The following is a 16,003-nucleotide window of genomic DNA, read 5'->3' as shown; positions in this document are numbered from 1 at the left end:
CAAGTCCCCCTTAGCGAACGTATCGAGTTTCTGTCTTTTGCTGCCGCGCTCTGAAGACATGATTGGCCCAGCCGTAGGGGTTCTTCATGCCTCTCGCCTTGCCGAGAGCGATCAGGTCATCAAGGTTCTTCGCCCTCGCTTGCTCGCGAACGCGCTCAACCCGCGCTGCGGCGCGGTCTATCTCTTGCAATTCGCCCGCGAGCTCTTCGATGGTGCGCCCCGCCGTTGGGTAGGAATGCCCGCAGTTCGGGCAGACGGGCGCGGGCGCATGAACGCGAAAGCAAATCGGGCATTGCCGCGTCGGCACGCTCTCTTCGTCGTCGTCCTCGCTCGCCCGCTTCTTGGTAGCGCGCCCGTCCAAGGACCAAATCCTGTCATCGTCCGGCAGACCGTGCCCGCGCCCGCCTTGTTCGCGAGGCAGGCTGTTGCCCGCGTGATCGAGGATGATGGCCTCGGTTTTTCCGGGGTGCGTGCGCAGCGCCCGGCCGACCTGTTGAAGGTAGAGCGCCAAGGACTGCGTCGGGCGAAGGAGGATCGCGCATTCAAGCGCGGGCAGGTCGAAGCCCTCCGAGACCAGATCCACCGAGCACAAGATTTGAATTTGACCGGTCTCGAAAGCGGCGATCAACTCGTCGCGGTTCTCGGACTTGCCATCGATATGCGCCGCGCGAAAGCCTGCAGCCTGGAAGCGCTCCACCACGCTCATCGAATGTTTGATGGACACGCAGAACACCATCGCGCGGCGACCGCGCGCAAACCGCGCGTAATGCTCGACCGCATTCCCGGTGATAGCCGAGGTCGAAGCCCGCTCCTCAAGCGCAGCCTTGTTGAAGTCGCCTGCCGTGCGTTTGATGCCGGTGACATCGATGGTGCCTGGAGCGAAGAGCCGATATGGGGACAGGAAGCCATTCTCGATGAGCCACGCCGTGCTCGGGCCGTAGACCATCGTATCGAACCAGCGGCCAAGTCCGGTGCCATCGAGGCGTTCGGGTGTCGCCGACAGACCGACGGTTTTCGTTCCCCGGCGCGCGAAGCTGTCGATGACCTCAGCCCATGTCGCAGCACCGGCATGGTGCGCTTCGTCCGGCACGTAGAGGTCAGGCGCCGGGTAGCGGTCGAGCCGCTTGGCGAGCGTCGGGATGCTGGCGATCTGAATGGGTTGACGAGGATCCGGCGTGAAATCGGCAGCGATGACGCCGAAGGGGATGCCGACCTTCTGAAAGGTCTTCATCGTCTGCTTGATGAGCTCGCGGCGATGGCACCCGAAAACAACGCGTTTTTTGCGCTTCGCCGCGCTACCCGCCATGTAGGCGGCAATTGCCGTCTTGCCGCCGCCGGTTGGCAGCTGCACGAGCACGGATTTCGCTTCGCGGAGGGCGTCGCGAGTGTCCGTGATCAGCTTGGCTTGGTAGGGGCGAAGCGCAAATGCCATCAGACTGCCGCCCCAGCTTCCTGCAGTCGCTCAGCCATCAGCCTGGCGTGATAAGGGCAATAGCTCAGGCCGTCAGCAGTGGGCTCCCCGCAGCACAGAGCTCGCGGGGAAGACAGATCGCCGTTTCTCTCGATTGAATACTCGCAAAGCCCGGGCCTCATGAAATAGGCGGGAACCCCGCACGTTCCGGGTGCGGCCAGATTTGCATCCGTCGGTGGAAAATCCAATGCGGGTACGGCAAAGTCCTGGGGGTTGCGGCTGATCAGATCTCTCAGATCAGCGACACTAACGCTCGTGTAGCGAGCGATCACGATTAGGGAGGCGCCAAGTGCCCAAAGATAGCTCGCTTTCCCTAAGATGAGATGGTGCATTTCTATGACCTTGATGGAACTTTTTTACGTTTGGTGCCGATTTTTTACTTTGCGGTCCTCACTCCTTCTGCTCTCGAACATCGGGGAATAGCGACGAGCCGCCGTGATGCGCTGCGACAGTTCTCGCGCGCTTTCTCTCCCCCGGTTGGCGAGAACTAGTTGCATATCTGTTGATAATCTGTTTCCGGTTTGGTCAACGTGAGCTGGCATAAACCATCCCTCTGCCATCGGACCGTCGTCATGGAATTCGGCTGCATCCGCACAACCTCTTTCGTTTTCATGTTGTCAACCATATAGGCGCGCAGAATTACCCGAGCCGGCAATCTGGCGCTTTCCCTTCGCAACTCCTCACCCGAAGCACGCGAGACAAGTGGTGACATATGGTAAACGACCATGCAAGAGGTTTGTTATTGCGGAAATGCGGGGACGCTGAGCAATCACAATCGGTTAATGATAATCGTTGACAATCCGAGAACATTTCCGATAATCCGGCGCATTAAACTGTAGGCCTGGAGGTCGTTTGTCCTACGATGGCAAAAAACATAGATCGCAAATGGTTTGAACGCCGCATCGCCGAGCTGCGGATCCCCTCGCAGGCGGAGCTTGCAAGGCGTCTCGGTATATCAAAAAGCCTGCTTTCCCTCGTGCTCGACGGGAAACGATCCGCAAATCTCGAACTGGCACAGGGGCTTTCCCGAGAATTGCGGATGCCGCTTCTTGAGATCGCTCGCCGCACTTCCGGAGACATGATGGATGCCATAGAGGCGGTGGCAAAATTGGAGCGCGGCGTCACGCTCGAAGTGGCGGGGACCATCGGCGGCGATTTCGCGGTGGATCTTTATCCGCCAAGCAGGCGGCGCACGATGGTGCGGCTTGAGATCGATGCGCCAGCAGGTGCCCAGGCGCTTGAGTATCGAACAGCCGGCACTCAGGCGGCCATGTTCGATGGCTCCATGTGTGTCGTCGGCTCGCAAAGGCCGGTCGATCCCGAAGCGATGGTCGGCCGCTACAACATGGTTTGGCTCGCCGATGGCCGCATTCTCATGCGCTTTGTCGACCGCCTGGAAAAAGACGGCTATTTTCTCTCGGCAGTTGGATGCGAAGACATCACCTCGAAGCTGGACGCCTACGCGCCGGTGATCGCCATTCTGGCGGGATAGTTAAGACCTATCATTTATTGTTGACATTTCGCGAGACGGTTTGCATGTTGTAAACTACAGCAACAGCAAACCGACTCCACCACATGGCACCCCCTATTCAGTTCGGCGCGTTCGCGCCGGTTCTCGCCTTCTCAAAGTTCGGGCTGCGCGCCTTGATCGACGGGGAGGGAATTTAGCATGTCTACTGCGTTGACAAACTGCAAACCGTACTCAAGCGATGCTGAGTGGTTCAAGCCGAGCACCGAGCGCGCCTGGTTGGCGCTCCGCGAAAGCGACATCACAGCCACTCAGGCCGCTGCGCTCTTTGGCGTCTCGCCCTACCAGACGCCCTTCGACCTCTATCATCAGCTGGCCGGAACGCTGCGTGTCGAGTTCGAGGAAAACGAGCGCATGCGCTGGGGCAAGCGCCTGCAAAGCGCCATTGCGCGCGGCATCTGCAAGGACAACGGCTGGAAGATCATCGACGGGCACCGCTTCCTCTACGCTCGCTCGAAGGACCATTCCGGCCTCGGCTGCTCGCCCGACTACATCGTCTTCGATCCTGCGCGCCCCGCACTCGGTTATGGCTGTCTCGAAATCAAGAACGTCGACTTCTTCGTCGGCAAAGACGACTGGGCCGAGGATGAGGCCCCGCCCCACATCGAATTCCAGCTCCAACACCAGATCGGCGTTTGCGGCTTCTCGTGGGGTGTGATCGGCGGGCTCGTCGGCGGCAACACCGTGAAGCTCTTCGAACGCCAGGCCGACGCCGAGGTCATCGAGAAGATCTTCACAGCCGCCGGCGAAATGCGCGAGCGCGTCGCGCGCGGCGAGCCGCCAGCCCCAGATTACCTCAAGGACTATGAGACGCTGCGCGCACTCTACCGCAACGCAGAGCCGGGCAAGAGCATCAACCTCGACCAACCCGAGCCGGATGTGGACCGGGACACGCTCACAAAGCTGATCGAGGCGGCGCACGAGGCCGAGGTGGCCGCGAAGAAGGCGGACGACCTGAAGAAGGCCACCCGCGCCGAGCTTCTCGATTTCCTGAAGGACACCGAGACGGTCTTCGGAGTGGGCTGGAAGGTCTCCGCCACCACGACGCATCGCGCAGCATCGGTCGTGAACTATCCCGCCACGACCTACCGCAACCTCCGCATCACCCAGCCAAAGCCCAAGAAAGGCAAGTCATGACCGAAACCACGGCCTTAACCGTGCAACGGCAGGAGCCGCTCAGCGTCTTCTCCGGCGACGAAGCATTCTCGACCGCGCAACGGATCTGCCGGGCGCTCTGTTCATCGAACCTCGTTCCCGAAAGTTACCGCGGCGAGAACATGGGCAACGCGCTTATCGCGCTCGACATCGCGAACCGCATGCGGATCCCGCCCTTGATGGTGATGCAGAACCTGCATGTCATCGAAGGGCGTCCGTCCTGGGCGTCAAACTTCATCATCGCGGCCCTGAACGCCTGCGGCCTGTTCTCGCCTATCCGCTTTCGCGTGACGGACCTCGGCGAGCGCGACGCGACGACCTACGAATGGACCGGGCCGAAAGGTGCGAGAGAGCGGGTCGCCAAGAGCGTCAAGATCAAGGACAAGGAATTCATCGCCTACGCGGTCGAAAAGGGCACCGGCGAGGTGCTCGAAGGTCCGCCCGTCACGCTCTCTATGGCCGTTTCTGAAGGCTGGTATTTCCGCAGCGGCTCGAAGTGGCAGTCCATGCCGGATCTCATGGGCCGCTATCGCGCCGCCGCGTTCTTCGGGCGTCTTTACGCACCGCACGTCCTGAACGGAATGCCCGCCGTGGACGAGGTACAGGACACCGCTTTCGATACTGTGCCGCTCAAGGGCGGGGTCATCGAGGCCGAGCCCGTCGCGAAGGCCGATGAAAAGCCGGTCGGCCGCCCGAAGGGCGTGCACGCCGCGCTGAAGAAAGCCGAAGACGCAAAGCAGGCTGACGAAGAGAAGGCCGCGCCGGAAAAGAAACCCGCTCCAAAGCGTGAAGAGCCGAAAGCCGCCGCTCCGGCGAAGGCTGAAATCATCGATGCCGACTACACCGACGCGGGCGACGTCTTCGACGCGCCCGGTGAAGACGGCGGCTACTCCCCAGACTGAGAGGACTGAACGATGTCAGACGCAGAGCTTCTGCGAACGCCAGAGCTTGCGACGCGCCTTGGCGTGTCGCAGGTCACCCTTGCCCGATGGCGGCGGCTCGGAACGGGCCCCCGTTTCCTCAAGCGCTCGGGCATCATCTTCTATCGCGCCGAAGACGTGAACGAATTCGAGACCCAGCGCGATCGGATCCGCACGAGCACGCGGGAGGCGAACTGAGCCATGCCCCCGGACCTCGACGCGTTCAAAATATGGCTGTCCGGCTGCGGCGGCGAGGTGCTCGGGCCCGTGAACGAATGGGAAGTCATTCGCGTGCGGACGAGCGTCGGCATCCTCGTCGCGCATCGAACGAGGCGCGGCCGGCAGATCTGGCCGGCGGCGCTTCTAGCCCTCGCGCAACAATTCGAGCGTGGGGAGATCCCCGCCCTCGCAGCAACAAGGCGCGGGCGCACGCCATCGCGGCTTCGGCAGCGGTTCGCCGCGCTTGCTGCACGCGATGGCGCGGGCTGTTTCTTCTGCGGCCACGCCGTGCCTGCGCCTGGCGTGACTTGCGATCCTGACATGGCGCCCACCATCGAACATCTCGTGCCGGTCGCTCACGGCGGCCCGAACCATCTCTCGAACTGCTTCCTCGCCCATCGACGCTGCAACGCCGCAGCCGGCACTTTGTCAGCGGCCGAGAAAGTTCGGCTGCGCGATGCGATGCGGAAAGAGCGGAGGGTCAGCGCATGACGGCCCCCGCAACCACCGAAATCAGTCTTACCAACCAGCGCCCAGCCATCGCGGCCTTGTTTGAGGCGCGTCGCCGTATCGGCATCCGAAACGACGAGCTTCGGGCGCGGTCGGGCGTTGCAATCAACTCCGCTCAATATTGGCTGGCGGGCAGGTCAGCCCCCACCATGGGAAATCTCGTCGCCTTCGCCCGCGCGTTAGGCTTCGAGGTGGTTCTTCACCGCGAGTGCGCGCCCGCTTGCGAGATGGCCTTCAACGAGCAGTCGGACGTAATGGCGATGCTTCTCGCTGAACGGAAGCGCCTCGGCATGAGCTTCCTGGACCTCGAGGCGCGCAGCGGGATCAGCGTCAACGCCATGTTCGCGTGGCGGGCGGGTGCGAGCCCTCAGCTTGCCAACCTGGTCGCCTTCGCCGGCGCGCTCGGCTTCGAGGTCGTGCTTCGTCCGATTTCGGAGGCGGCCCCATGATCCGCTATGCCTTCAGGGGATTTCCCGCGAAGGGTGAAGACGGTCGCAACGGCCTCTTCGACGGAATCGCCCGGCTCCAGCGCACAGGCCCCGACTACCGGGGCGAACGCTGGACCTGCACCGAAATCATCAGCGCGAAGCGACAACGCGACGGAGCTTCTATCGCGACCGATTTCGAGATCGAGATCGCAATGTGGCTCGCGTCGAAGGCAGCCATAGCGCGGGACATCGAAGACACCCTGGCAGCACAAGAGAGGGCCGCAAATGGAAAGTGCGCTTGATATCCCCGGTTATGAGGGACTCGTTTCGAAAATTGCTGAGAGCGTCACGCCGCGCGACATCGCGCTTACGATGATAGGACGCGCCGCGTTCGCGGCCGAGAGCGGAACCGCCTTCCTGGATGCTTTCACGGCGGAGCTTTCGGCGCTTATCGCCGCGAACGACGAAAAGCTTCGGTCGGTGCTCGCCCGGCCGACATGGAAGCCAGTGAGCGAGGCGCAGCCTGCCACGCCTTATTTGCTGGCATGGTTCGAAGAGCGGCCGTTGCCCCGATGGGTGTGTGAGTACGCAGTCTATTCCGGACGCCGTCCGGATGGCGGCGAGTGGAGACATGGCCGTGCGACGCACGTCATGGAAGTGACCTCGCCCCAGGTCGAGGCCGCCCAATGAACACGCTTCCGCACGCGCGAGCGTGCGGACAATCCGCCGTCAAGCTAATCGCGAGAAGGCCCCGCCCAGCTGGCCGGCACGATGCGAAACCGTGCAAAACCTGTCACTCTCTCCCCGCTGATGTGTGTATGCGGGAGTGTACACCGGAGCAAAATGCAGATTTTTGAGGAGGTTTTTAAGGCTGTAAGTTATTGATTTTATGGCGTCCCCGACAGGATTCGAACCTGTGACCCCCAGATTAGGAATCTGACGCGGCGCTTACGGCGCCGTCCCGCCATCCACGAAAAAGCCTGTTTTTATTGGATAATCTTACGGAGCAATGCGTCGGCATCTCCCCCGGAGCGGAGGAATTTGGTAGGTCGGTGGTAGGTCGTCAGCTTACGGATCATCGGATGGCGGGCATCAAGATCACGCTCACAGGCGTTCAGGCACTGTCCCCCGGTAGCACGCTGTGGGACGGGCAGGTGAAGGGGTTCGCCGCCAAGGCGAACGCGAACGGCAGCGTCAGTTTCGTGCTCAAGACAAGGGTGAACGGCCGCCAACGCTGGGTCACCATCGGCAAATTCGGAAGCCCTTGGACGGTCGAGACTGCCCGCAGGGAAGCCCTGCGCCTTCTCGGCGAAGCCGCGTCGGGAAACGATATCGGCGCGGAGAAACAGGCCAAGCGCGCCAAGGGCTTGCTGTTCGGGCACGTTGCGGACCAGTTCATCGCCATCCACTTCCCGAAGCTCAAGCCACGGACCCGTGAATCCTACGGCACCATCATCCGCCTGCACCTGAAGCCCGCGTTCGGCGCAACCCCGATCGCCGACATCCGCAAGACCTCGGTGGCAACCTTCCACGCCCGGCATGCGGAAACACCGCGCAACGCCAATCATGCCCTGTCGGTCCTCTCCAAGATCATGAACTGGGCGGAAGAACAGGGATTGAGGCCAGCGGAGAGCAATCCATGCCGCAACATCCGGAAATACCGGGAAACCAAACGAGAGCGCTATTTGAGCCCCGATGAGCTGGCGCGGCTCGGCGCGGCGCTCGCAGCGGCAGAAGACGACAAGACGGTCGATCCCTACATCATCGCAGCCATTCGTCTGTTGCTGTTGACGGGCGCCCGCCTCTCGGAAATCCTTACCCTGCGCTGGACCTACGTGGACACCTACCGCCGCATCCTGAACCTGCCGGACAGCAAGACCGGCGCCAAGGTCATCCCATTGAACCAGGCCGCCCTCGACCTGCTCGGCACCCTGCCGCGCCTCAACAGCAACCCTTTCGTCCTGGTGGGCCGCGTCGAAGGCCAGCATCTCGTCAACCTGCAAAAGCCGTGGCGGAGGATCCGCAAGGAAGCGGGCCTCGACGATGTTCGCATTCACGATCTCCGCCATTCCTTCGCGAGCGTCAGCGTGGGCCTCGGCGGCTCCCTGCCCGTCATCGGGCGGGTTCTGGGTCATTCCCAGCCAGCGACCACGGCGCGCTATGCCCATGTGGCCGACAAGGTGGCGGCCGAACTGGTGGAAGCGGCGGGCGCGCTTATCGGGACTGCGCTTCAATCCGGGGGCAAACCCTCCACGCCGCAATAAGGCTTTTCTGCGAAGCGCGACTGTCAGGAGAGAGCCCTGTCAGGGGCTTTCGCTCAGCCTCCCATAAGCCTTCGCACACTGGCGCACTTAACCCGTTATCCTGCCACTCGGCGGGGTGCGCCGTAGGGAGGTGCAGATGGAGACATCTTCTGTTTCAGTTGGAAACCAGATTCTAACAGTGCTCCAGTTCATAATACTGAGCTGGGTGCTGTTAGGGTGGGCTTGGAGTGTGGGATACACTAAAAGCCCAATCTTCTGGTTGTTCTACATCCTACTAAACTTGGGGATCATTCTCAAATGATCCCCAGAGGCAGCGCGCGAAAGTGCGCTGCCTCCCCTACGACAAAGCCGGTCTCGAACCGGCTTTTTGTTTACGTCCCCGTTGCTTTCACTTGAGCGGGCAGGTGATACCGCGTGGACTTCATCTCGCCCGTCCGGATGAGCGTCCCAAGCGCCACCAGTTCCTGAAGATCGCGGGTGGCGGTCGCCCGCGAGGTGCCGGTGATGGAGATGTAGTTGCCGACGCTGAGCCCGCCCCTGAACCCGTCCGGCCCCTCCCGGAACATCCGCGCGAGAGCCTTCTCCTGACGCGGATTGAGCTGCCCCCGGATGCGGTCATAGAGGCGTGTCTTTTCAATCAGGAAGCGGATCATGGTTTCGGTATAGGCTTGGGCATCCACGATCATGCCCCCGAACGTGACCAGCCAGTCCGTGATATCAAGCTCCCGGTTGTTACGCGCCAGCGCGTCGTAATAATCCTTCTTCCGCTTTTGGATGACCTGCGAAAGGCTCGACAGGCTCGGCTGCTCCAGTCCCTGCGCCAGCGCTTTGTCGGCTAGCGCACGGGCAATCCGGCCATTACCGTCCTCGAAGGGGTGGACGGAAACAAAGTGCAGGTGGGCCAGCCCTGCCCGCGTGACGGGCGGGAGCGGCTTCTTCCCATCGGGGGCGGTTTCGTTGAACCACCGGATGAATCGCGCCATTTCCCGAGAGACTTGCCCGGCGGGAGGGGCCTCGAAGTGAACCTCGGGACGGTCAAGCCGCCCGGATACCACCTGCATCGGCTGGGGATCGGTCCGGTATCGGCCAATGCACTGGATATCCACGCGGCCGTTCATCAGCATCGCGTGCCACTGTCGCAACGCGACGGCGGACAACGGTTCGCCAAACGTCCGATAGAGCGTCACCATCATCCGTGAAATGCCCTGCTCGGCGGGGGGCGCCTTGAACGGCAGGGTGGCAAGGCCAAGATCACGCCGGATGGATTGCTGAAGGCTCTCCCGATCAAGGATTTCCCCTTCGATCTGGGAGGTTTTGAGGGCCTCGTTGCTCATGAGGTCGATGGCAAGCTGGTCCTTGTCGGCAGGGTCGACGTGAAAATACGCCCCGATCAGGACGCCGGATTGCTTGAGGAAAGCCTTCTCCAGGCCCTCAAGCTCATCAGGCCTCCAGCTGAATTGAGGCCATTGATCTTGCTGCCAATTCCACACCATGAGGCAAAAACTTCCCTTTTATGCCTCACAATATGCGCTCACCTTGAGGTAGAAATCCAGCCTTTTTACCTCAACCTCGGGGGGGCTCTCCATCGGTGCTGACGCCGCTGGCAATCAGGTTGGCCAAGCCGTTGCCCCCCCCGGCTTTTGTCACAAGATTGGCACCAAGGTACAGCGGGGACGCCAGGGCCGGGCCGGTGATGACGAAAGTCTTCACGAGGGAGCTTCGGCTCCCTTTTGAATTTCCGGAGGGCGCACCACCAAATAAGGCCATTCTGAGCCAAAAATACAAAATAACTTGCATTTTTGCATATTATACGCAATAATCGCCGAAATTATTGGGATAACACCATGTTAATCGACTTCCGTGTGCGTAACTTCCGCTCCTTCAAGGACGAGAGCGCGTTGTCCCTGGTCGCATCCACCGACACCGACCTGCGGGACACCAATACATTCGACACCAGCGTCCCAGCGGTGCCCTCGGTTCTCCGCGCGGCGGCTCTCTACGGCGCAAACGCGGGCGGAAAATCAAATGCAATCCGCGCAATCACCCTCATGCGCGGCATTGTGCTGGAATCGGCGACACTCATTCAGGCGGGACAACTGTTCAACGTACAGCCGTTCCGACTGGACGGACAGACGGCCGAAGAGCCAACGCTTTTCGAGATCACGGTACTGATTGACGGCGTCCGCTACCAATACGGCTTTGAGCTTACACCCGAGAGGATCGTCTCCGAGTGGCTGCTGGTCTATGTCCGGAACAAGCCCCAGAAGTGGTTTGAAAGGAAAGTCGAAGGGACCGAGGACAAGATAGAGCCGGGTTCCTATCTGACCGGCCCGAAGCGCACATGGCAGGAGGCAACCCGGCCAAACGCGCTTTTTTTGTCGACTGCGGTCCAGCTTAACAGTGCACAGTTACAGCCCCTGTTCGCATGGTTCGCGGAATCGCTCGTTGTCATCCCGGACGGACGGCAGGTCCCATTCGACTACTCGGCGTCTTCACTGGAGGAAGCCCCACGCCGGGATTCGATCGTTTCCATGCTCCGCGCTGCCGACATCGGCATCACCTCCATTTCCACGGAAAAGAAGAAGGGATTCGAGCAAACGGTGCAGATGGACCTGACCACGGGAGCCTCCAATGTGCATCGGGTGGAAAGGGATTTCCTCGTCCCGCGATTCACTCACAAGGGCAATATCGCAGCGGAGTTCGATCTGGCTGACGAGTCGCTCGGCACCCAGAAGCTTTTCTCGCTGGCTGGCCCCCTTCTCGACATCCTTGAGAAGGGCAGGATTCTCGTGATCGATGAGCTGGATGCCAGCCTTCACCCCCTTCTCGTCCGGCAGATCATAAAGGCCTTTCAGGATCCCGAGCTTAACCGGAAGGGCGCGCAGATCGTCTTTACCACCCATGATACGTCCTTGCTGGAGGGGCACCTGCTCCGCCGGGACCAGATCTGGCTGGTGGAGAAACAGCAGGATCAATCCTCGGCGCTGGTGCCCCTTACGGAGTTTTCTCCCCGGAAAGGCGAAGCGCTCGAACGGGGCTATCTCAGTGGACGGTATGGGGGAGTTCCCATCCTTCGCGACAAGCTGATTTCGCGGAGGCAAAGTGGCTCGCGATAATCATCCCCGCGAGCGGCAGGCCCGAGCCCTGGCCCGGAAGAAAGGGACGCGTCCTCCATACGATCGCATCCTCATCGTCACCGAGGGCAGCAAGACCGAGCCCATTTATTTCGAGGATATCCGCCAGCAGAACAGGGTGCCGTCGGCCCATATCAGGATCGTTCCGGGAGAAGGTACGGCGCCAATCCAGATCGTTGATACTGCTTGGGACTTATTCCTGAAAGAAAAGGCCTTTGAGTGGGTATTCGCCGTTTTCGACCGCGATGAGCATCGCACGTATCATGAGGCCCTGCGCCGCGCAGCTGCCCTCGATCAGTCCAGGAAAAACGACGAGGGAAAAAGCATCCGGTTCATAGCGATACCCTCAGTTCCATGTTTCGAGCTGTGGCTCCTTCTCCATTTCCGCGACGTGCATGATTTCTGGCACCGCCATGCACTCATCCGGGAGTTGCGGAGCGATCTCCCGGGCTATGAGAAGGGCATGGAAGGAGTTTACGAGCGCACCGAACCGTCATTGGCGCAAGCTGTTGCAAGAGCCCAGCGCCTTAAGGCCCGTTTCAGTCCCGAGAACGGCAGGGATCCCTACACCTCGGTGGATGAGGTCGTTTCGCTGCTTCGCAGCATCAGAGCGGCACGGTAATCGCTTCGGTCAGGCAATCCGTTCCTTCCGGCGTCCGTCGTCAATGAAGTCATTCTCGGCGACCTCGATGCCGTGCTGATGCAAGGCCCGCAGCACCACGGCGCGGAGGGAGCGCTCCTCATCGAGCGCGCGCTGCTTCAGCTTCTTCATCACGTAGTCGGGCACTTCCACGCTGAGCTTTACAAGCTTTGCGGCGGGCCTGACGCTGGTGGGTGGTGCGGAGCTCATGCCCAAAGGGTCGGGCCAAGACCTGTATACGTCAAGAACCCGCAACGCCGGTGCTGAACAGGTGAGCATCTGCGATATCAAGCATATGCGGCCATTCTCATGTGAGGACTTACGTATCTCCAACGCTTTTCATCTGCGCAAGTCTTCAAACGCGGGAGTGCAAAAGACCAGACATCCGATTGTCCCCGGTTGCGAATTTGAGTAGGCTGCAACCACAGGAAAGAGCGACATATGGACAAGGCAGCGCGGCAGGAAGAACTCAAGCGGCGGTTCGCGCCGGTTAAGCCGTTGGCACCCCAAGTCCCAGCCGCTCCCCCGGTTCCCCAAACCCATGCGCCTGTCGAGAAAACCGCTCCCGCAATCGAAATCCCTACGCCGGTTGCGCTAAAACCCGCTCCCAAAGCTTTGGTGCGCCGCTGTGACTACAAGGGCGAGCGCCGCCGCCTCAATCTTCGCCTTCCGGAACCCCTCACCCATGATTTGGCTGTGCTTTGCCTTGCATCGGGAGTTGACAAGAATGCCTTCTGCGAACAAGTCCTGAGCTCGGCGATTGAAAATCAGCTCGAACAGGTCCGCCAGCGCTACAAGCCCGAGGAATGGGAAGGCATCTTACGCTGTGTCCGTGAAGGAAAGGGATTCTGACCACTTCGTCGACGTGCTGGTGATCCTCGGGATCGCGGCCAGTCTTGTGCTGATCCTCGGCTCCGTTCTCCTCAACTTCCGCATGGCTTACCGGAGCGCCGACACCGAGTTCGACGCCTGGCTCTACGGCGTCGTCGCGGGCGCCGCAGATTGCATCAAGGCCATGATGCCGTTTGCCATCGCCTGGGGCATCCGCAAGCGTGACCGGCTGGCGGTCATCGGCGCGGTAGCAGTGTTCGGCATATTCACGCTCTATTCGTTCTCAAGCGCGGTCGGCTTCGCGGCCCAGCATCGCATCGCCAAGGCTGCCGAACGGCAGGGCGGCGCCGAAAAGTACCAGGATCTCAAGGACCGCTATACCCGCGCCAAGTCGGCCCGCGACGCGCTCGGCACCCCCCGCGCTCCATCCGTCATCGAACAGGAACGGGCGGATATCCTCGCAACACCGGTTTACGGCCGAAGAACAATCGGCGACCTCTCGGGCGAATGCACGCTCAACCGGCTCGAAGCGCGCGAGCCCTGCGAGCGCTGGCGCCGCCTCGGCGTCGAATTCGCCACCGCGAAGGAAGCGGGCCGCCTCGACGGTGAACTGACGGACGTGCGTCAAAAGCTCGACACGGTCCCCGCCGCGTCAACCACCGAGGACCCGCAGGCCGCCGCCATCTCGAAGCTCGGCGGCTGGTTCGACAGGACCTTCCGGAGCGACGACGTGCAACTCGGCCTCGCGCTGCTGCTTGCGCTGCTTGTCGAAGCGGGAAGCGGGCTCGGTCTCTATCTCGTCACCACACCCTGGCGCGACGCCGCCCTCCCCGCTCCGAAGGAACCCGCCATGCCGTCAAACCTTCCGGTCGTGCCCGTCAAGCGGCTGGGCGAGGTCGACGCCTTCATGCTGGCGCGCCTCCATCCGGCGACCGATGGCGTGCTGACCGCGCCGATGCTGTATCAGGCCTATCTCGGCTGGTGCCGGGAAGGCGTGCTGGCCCCCTTCACCTTGCCCGCCTTCATCATGGCCTTTCAGGCGATCGCCGATGAGCTCGGGATCGAACGCGGCTCGGTCGGAACCGATGCGGCATGGCGAAACGTCTCGTTTACCCCCGTGCCAGCACTTCCTGAACGGGCTTTATAGGGGTTTTTGACGTCCCGAACGAAGGTGGTTCTATCAGGGTGTAAAAAACCGCCTCTGGCCGCCTTCCATGCCCCCTGATTGCCCGACGTTGCGTGAGGCTCAGGTGGAATGGTCTGGTTGCCCCGTGCGAAAGGAATTTCATCGTACCGAAATTTTGAGTTCCTTTTCTGAAATTCTGATTCTTTTCTGTAAAAGAGATGTTCTGGGCGTGTTCTGGAATGTTCTGTTCTATATTAAGCGCGAGCAAGTCTGCGCCAAAGCGCGACCAAGTCTGCGTCAGGGCGCGAGTAAGTCTGCGCCAAATGGGGCCTCCCCGCGAGTAAGTCTGCGCCAAGGTGCGAGCAAGTCTGCGCTATGGCGCCAAAATGCCCTGAAAATCTGCGGAATAATTAGCGGCTGGGCGCGAGTAAGTCTGCGCCAGAAAGGGGGCTCAGGATGCCTTCGGGATGAGGGTCGGCTTGACCGGCTTCGCCACGGGCAGCGCGAGCGCGCTCGGTTCGGCGGGCGTGAGCTTCAGGCCGTTCTCGGTGACGCTCACCGGCAGCTTTCTTAGCGTTTCCTTGATTTCGTTGAGCTCGCGGGCAAGGTTTGCCCGGAAGTCCCTGTCCCGCTTGAAGCCGGACCCGAACTGGTCCTTAAGCGCCTCCCAGCTGATGGTGACCGGCTCTTCGATGTTGTGGATGCGGTAGCCGAGCCAGAAATACAGGTCAAGCTTCCGCGCGGACCCGGCAAAAGCCCTGACGACATGGGTGTTGATGGGAAGGGCGTGCTTCTGCAAGCTCTCATACATGGCCGGGCTGAACGTGACGGTCGAAGGCCAGAGGCTGCGCTGGTCCGGATGGGTCGGAAGCCACAGGTCCATCTCGTCGATGGGCGTGATGGAGCGTGTCCGTACGCGCTCCCCGTTCCAGACGGTGAGCTTCATCGTACAGGCGGCAAGCGCGTTGAGCTGTTCCTTGAACGCGGTCAGCGGGCCTTTCTTGCCGCCGCTTTTCGGGAAGCCCATGTCGCGGACGAAGCCGGTCAGCGTGTCGGCGATTTCGATGGTCGGGGATTTCTGACGGATGGCTTCCGAGCAAAGGTGCATCAGGATCAGCCTCGCCTTCGGCCCGAAGGGCACCGGCTGGTGGATTTTTTCGCCATTGGGGTCGCGCAGGAAACCGGCTGTCACATCCAGCGCCATGTTGCCCTGCTTGCGCTCGAACTCCCGCTGCTCGATGGGCAGCCGGTCGTAAGGCAGGCCGCAGATGGCAAGCACGCTGTGGATATGGCGAAGGTCCTGCTTCGACGGCTCCGAGAGCTCAAGCGCGCCCGCCGTCACCACGCGCCGCCGCTGGTCGCGCGGAAGCGCCGCCAGTTCATCGCGTCTCGCCTGCTTCTGCTCCAGCTGGCGGATAATGACTTCCAGAACGGGGCTCGTGCGCTGACGCTCCAGCTCGGCCAGAAGGTCCTGGTCGCGGATGTTTGGGGCGTCGGTCAATTTCACGAGAAGACATTAGCGCGGATTTGCGTTTCAGGGAATCGGCTTCGACTGTTGAATGACAAGATTTATGGAACTCCTGATAAGCATGAATGTGGTTCTCCAGAGTTATGTTTGTCATGTTCTACTGACTTCTTTTTCTCTTGATGTATGGAAGTCAGCTAAACCTGAATGCCTTATTTATGGAAATCAAGAGTTATGGATTAACGTATCTCACCAAATATGCATCTCAATATTGCTGCATTTCAGTCACACCGGAGTTCGTGATTTACTAAA

General features: G+C 60.9%; 17 protein-coding genes. 13 read left to right on the top strand and 4 right to left on the bottom strand.

The genetic code is table 11. The features are described from left to right. Window positions 1–10: 10 nt before the first annotated feature. Window positions 11–1,432 carry a DEAD/DEAH box helicase gene (locus RVAN_RS07400; protein WP_013419130.1) on the bottom strand — a complete coding sequence of 474 codons (1,422 nt, stop codon included), beginning with the start codon at window positions 1,430–1,432 and terminating at the stop codon, window positions 11–13. A 901-nt stretch (window positions 1,433–2,333) separates the two neighbouring features. On the opposite strand from RVAN_RS07400, the gene RVAN_RS07395 reads away from it, so the two are divergent. From RVAN_RS07395 to RVAN_RS07355, 9 genes are all read left to right on the top strand, one after another. Beyond that, window positions 2,334–2,963 carry a helix-turn-helix transcriptional regulator gene (locus RVAN_RS07395; RefSeq protein ID WP_013419128.1) on the top strand — a complete coding sequence of 210 codons (630 nt, stop codon included), beginning with the start codon at window positions 2,334–2,336 and terminating at the stop codon, window positions 2,961–2,963. 177 nt (window positions 2,964–3,140) lie between these two features. Further along, window positions 3,141–4,136: a YqaJ viral recombinase family protein gene (locus tag RVAN_RS07390; protein ID WP_013419127.1), complete on the top strand. Its 996-nt coding sequence runs from the start codon at window positions 3,141–3,143 to the stop codon at window positions 4,134–4,136. Then, entirely contained in the window at window positions 4,133–5,056 is a 924-nt protein-coding gene (locus RVAN_RS07385; RefSeq protein WP_013419126.1) for a hypothetical protein, read from the top strand. Before RVAN_RS07390 ends, RVAN_RS07385 begins: the two co-directional genes overlap by 4 nt. A gap of 12 nt (window positions 5,057–5,068) precedes the next feature. Then, a complete protein-coding gene (locus tag RVAN_RS07380; RefSeq protein WP_013419125.1) occupies window positions 5,069–5,272 on the top strand; it encodes a helix-turn-helix transcriptional regulator in 204 nt (67 codons plus the stop codon). Window positions 5,273–5,275: 3 nt separating this feature from the next. After that, window positions 5,276–5,785: an HNH endonuclease gene (locus tag RVAN_RS07375; protein WP_013419124.1), complete on the top strand. Its 510-nt coding sequence runs from the start codon at window positions 5,276–5,278 to the stop codon at window positions 5,783–5,785. After that, on the top strand, window positions 5,782–6,252 hold the full coding sequence (locus tag RVAN_RS07370; protein WP_013419123.1) for a helix-turn-helix transcriptional regulator: 471 nt from the start codon (window positions 5,782–5,784) through the stop codon (window positions 6,250–6,252). The genes RVAN_RS07375 and RVAN_RS07370 overlap by 4 nt, the downstream gene beginning before the upstream one ends. Further along, complete coding sequence (locus RVAN_RS07365; RefSeq protein WP_013419122.1) at window positions 6,249–6,533, top strand: hypothetical protein; 285 nt, start codon at window positions 6,249–6,251, stop codon at window positions 6,531–6,533. The genes RVAN_RS07370 and RVAN_RS07365 overlap by 4 nt, the downstream gene beginning before the upstream one ends. Then, window positions 6,517–6,921, top strand: a complete 405-nt coding sequence (locus RVAN_RS07360; protein ID WP_013419121.1) for a hypothetical protein — start codon at window positions 6,517–6,519, stop codon at window positions 6,919–6,921. Before RVAN_RS07365 ends, RVAN_RS07360 begins: the two co-directional genes overlap by 17 nt. A gap of 392 nt (window positions 6,922–7,313) precedes the next feature. Further along, window positions 7,314–8,495 (top strand): site-specific integrase, encoded by a 1,182-nt coding sequence (locus tag RVAN_RS07355; RefSeq protein WP_013419120.1) that lies wholly within the window; start codon window positions 7,314–7,316, stop codon window positions 8,493–8,495. 371 nt (window positions 8,496–8,866) lie between these two features. Here the strand turns inward: RVAN_RS07355 and RVAN_RS07350 are convergent, their stop codons facing one another. Further along, window positions 8,867–9,988, bottom strand: coding sequence for a Fic family protein (locus RVAN_RS07350; protein ID WP_013419118.1), 1,122 nt, complete (start codon window positions 9,986–9,988; stop codon window positions 8,867–8,869). 351 nt (window positions 9,989–10,339) lie between these two features. Here RVAN_RS07350 and RVAN_RS07340 point away from each other — a divergent pair, with 351 nt between their 5' ends. Both RVAN_RS07340 and RVAN_RS07335 read left to right on the top strand, forming a co-directional pair. Continuing rightward, complete coding sequence (locus RVAN_RS07340) at window positions 10,340–11,611, top strand: AAA family ATPase (protein WP_013419117.1); 1,272 nt, start codon at window positions 10,340–10,342, stop codon at window positions 11,609–11,611. After that, window positions 11,598–12,251: an RloB family protein gene (locus tag RVAN_RS07335; RefSeq protein WP_013419116.1), complete on the top strand. Its 654-nt coding sequence runs from the start codon at window positions 11,598–11,600 to the stop codon at window positions 12,249–12,251. The genes RVAN_RS07340 and RVAN_RS07335 overlap by 14 nt, the downstream gene beginning before the upstream one ends. A 9-nt stretch (window positions 12,252–12,260) precedes the next feature. On the opposite strand, the gene RVAN_RS07330 is transcribed toward RVAN_RS07335, so the two are convergent. Then, the gene (locus tag RVAN_RS07330; RefSeq protein WP_155942379.1) at window positions 12,261–12,422 is read right to left on the bottom strand and encodes a hypothetical protein; all 162 of its coding nucleotides are present in this window, start codon (window positions 12,420–12,422) and stop codon (window positions 12,261–12,263) included. Window positions 12,423–12,710: 288 nt separating this feature from the next. Here RVAN_RS07330 and RVAN_RS20085 point away from each other — a divergent pair, with 288 nt between their 5' ends. Together RVAN_RS20085 and RVAN_RS07325 are read left to right on the top strand one after the other, a co-directional pair. Beyond that, the gene (locus RVAN_RS20085) at window positions 12,711–13,121 is read left to right on the top strand and encodes a hypothetical protein (protein WP_013419114.1); all 411 of its coding nucleotides are present in this window, start codon (window positions 12,711–12,713) and stop codon (window positions 13,119–13,121) included. Continuing rightward, complete coding sequence (locus RVAN_RS07325) at window positions 13,102–14,247, top strand: hypothetical protein (protein ID WP_155942378.1); 1,146 nt, start codon at window positions 13,102–13,104, stop codon at window positions 14,245–14,247. Before RVAN_RS20085 ends, RVAN_RS07325 begins: the two co-directional genes overlap by 20 nt. 430 nt (window positions 14,248–14,677) lie before the next feature. Here the strand turns inward: RVAN_RS07325 and RVAN_RS07320 are convergent, their stop codons facing one another. After that, window positions 14,678–15,733 (bottom strand): replication protein RepA, encoded by a 1,056-nt coding sequence (locus tag RVAN_RS07320; protein WP_013419112.1) that lies wholly within the window; start codon window positions 15,731–15,733, stop codon window positions 14,678–14,680. Between the last annotated feature and the right edge of the window lie 270 nt (window positions 15,734–16,003).

The sequence above is a fragment of the Rhodomicrobium vannielii ATCC 17100 genome (assembly GCF_000166055.1).
Classification (GTDB): Bacteria; Pseudomonadota; Alphaproteobacteria; order Rhizobiales; family Rhodomicrobiaceae; genus Rhodomicrobium; species Rhodomicrobium vannielii.
This window is presented reverse-complemented; position numbering and strand designations above follow the sequence as displayed.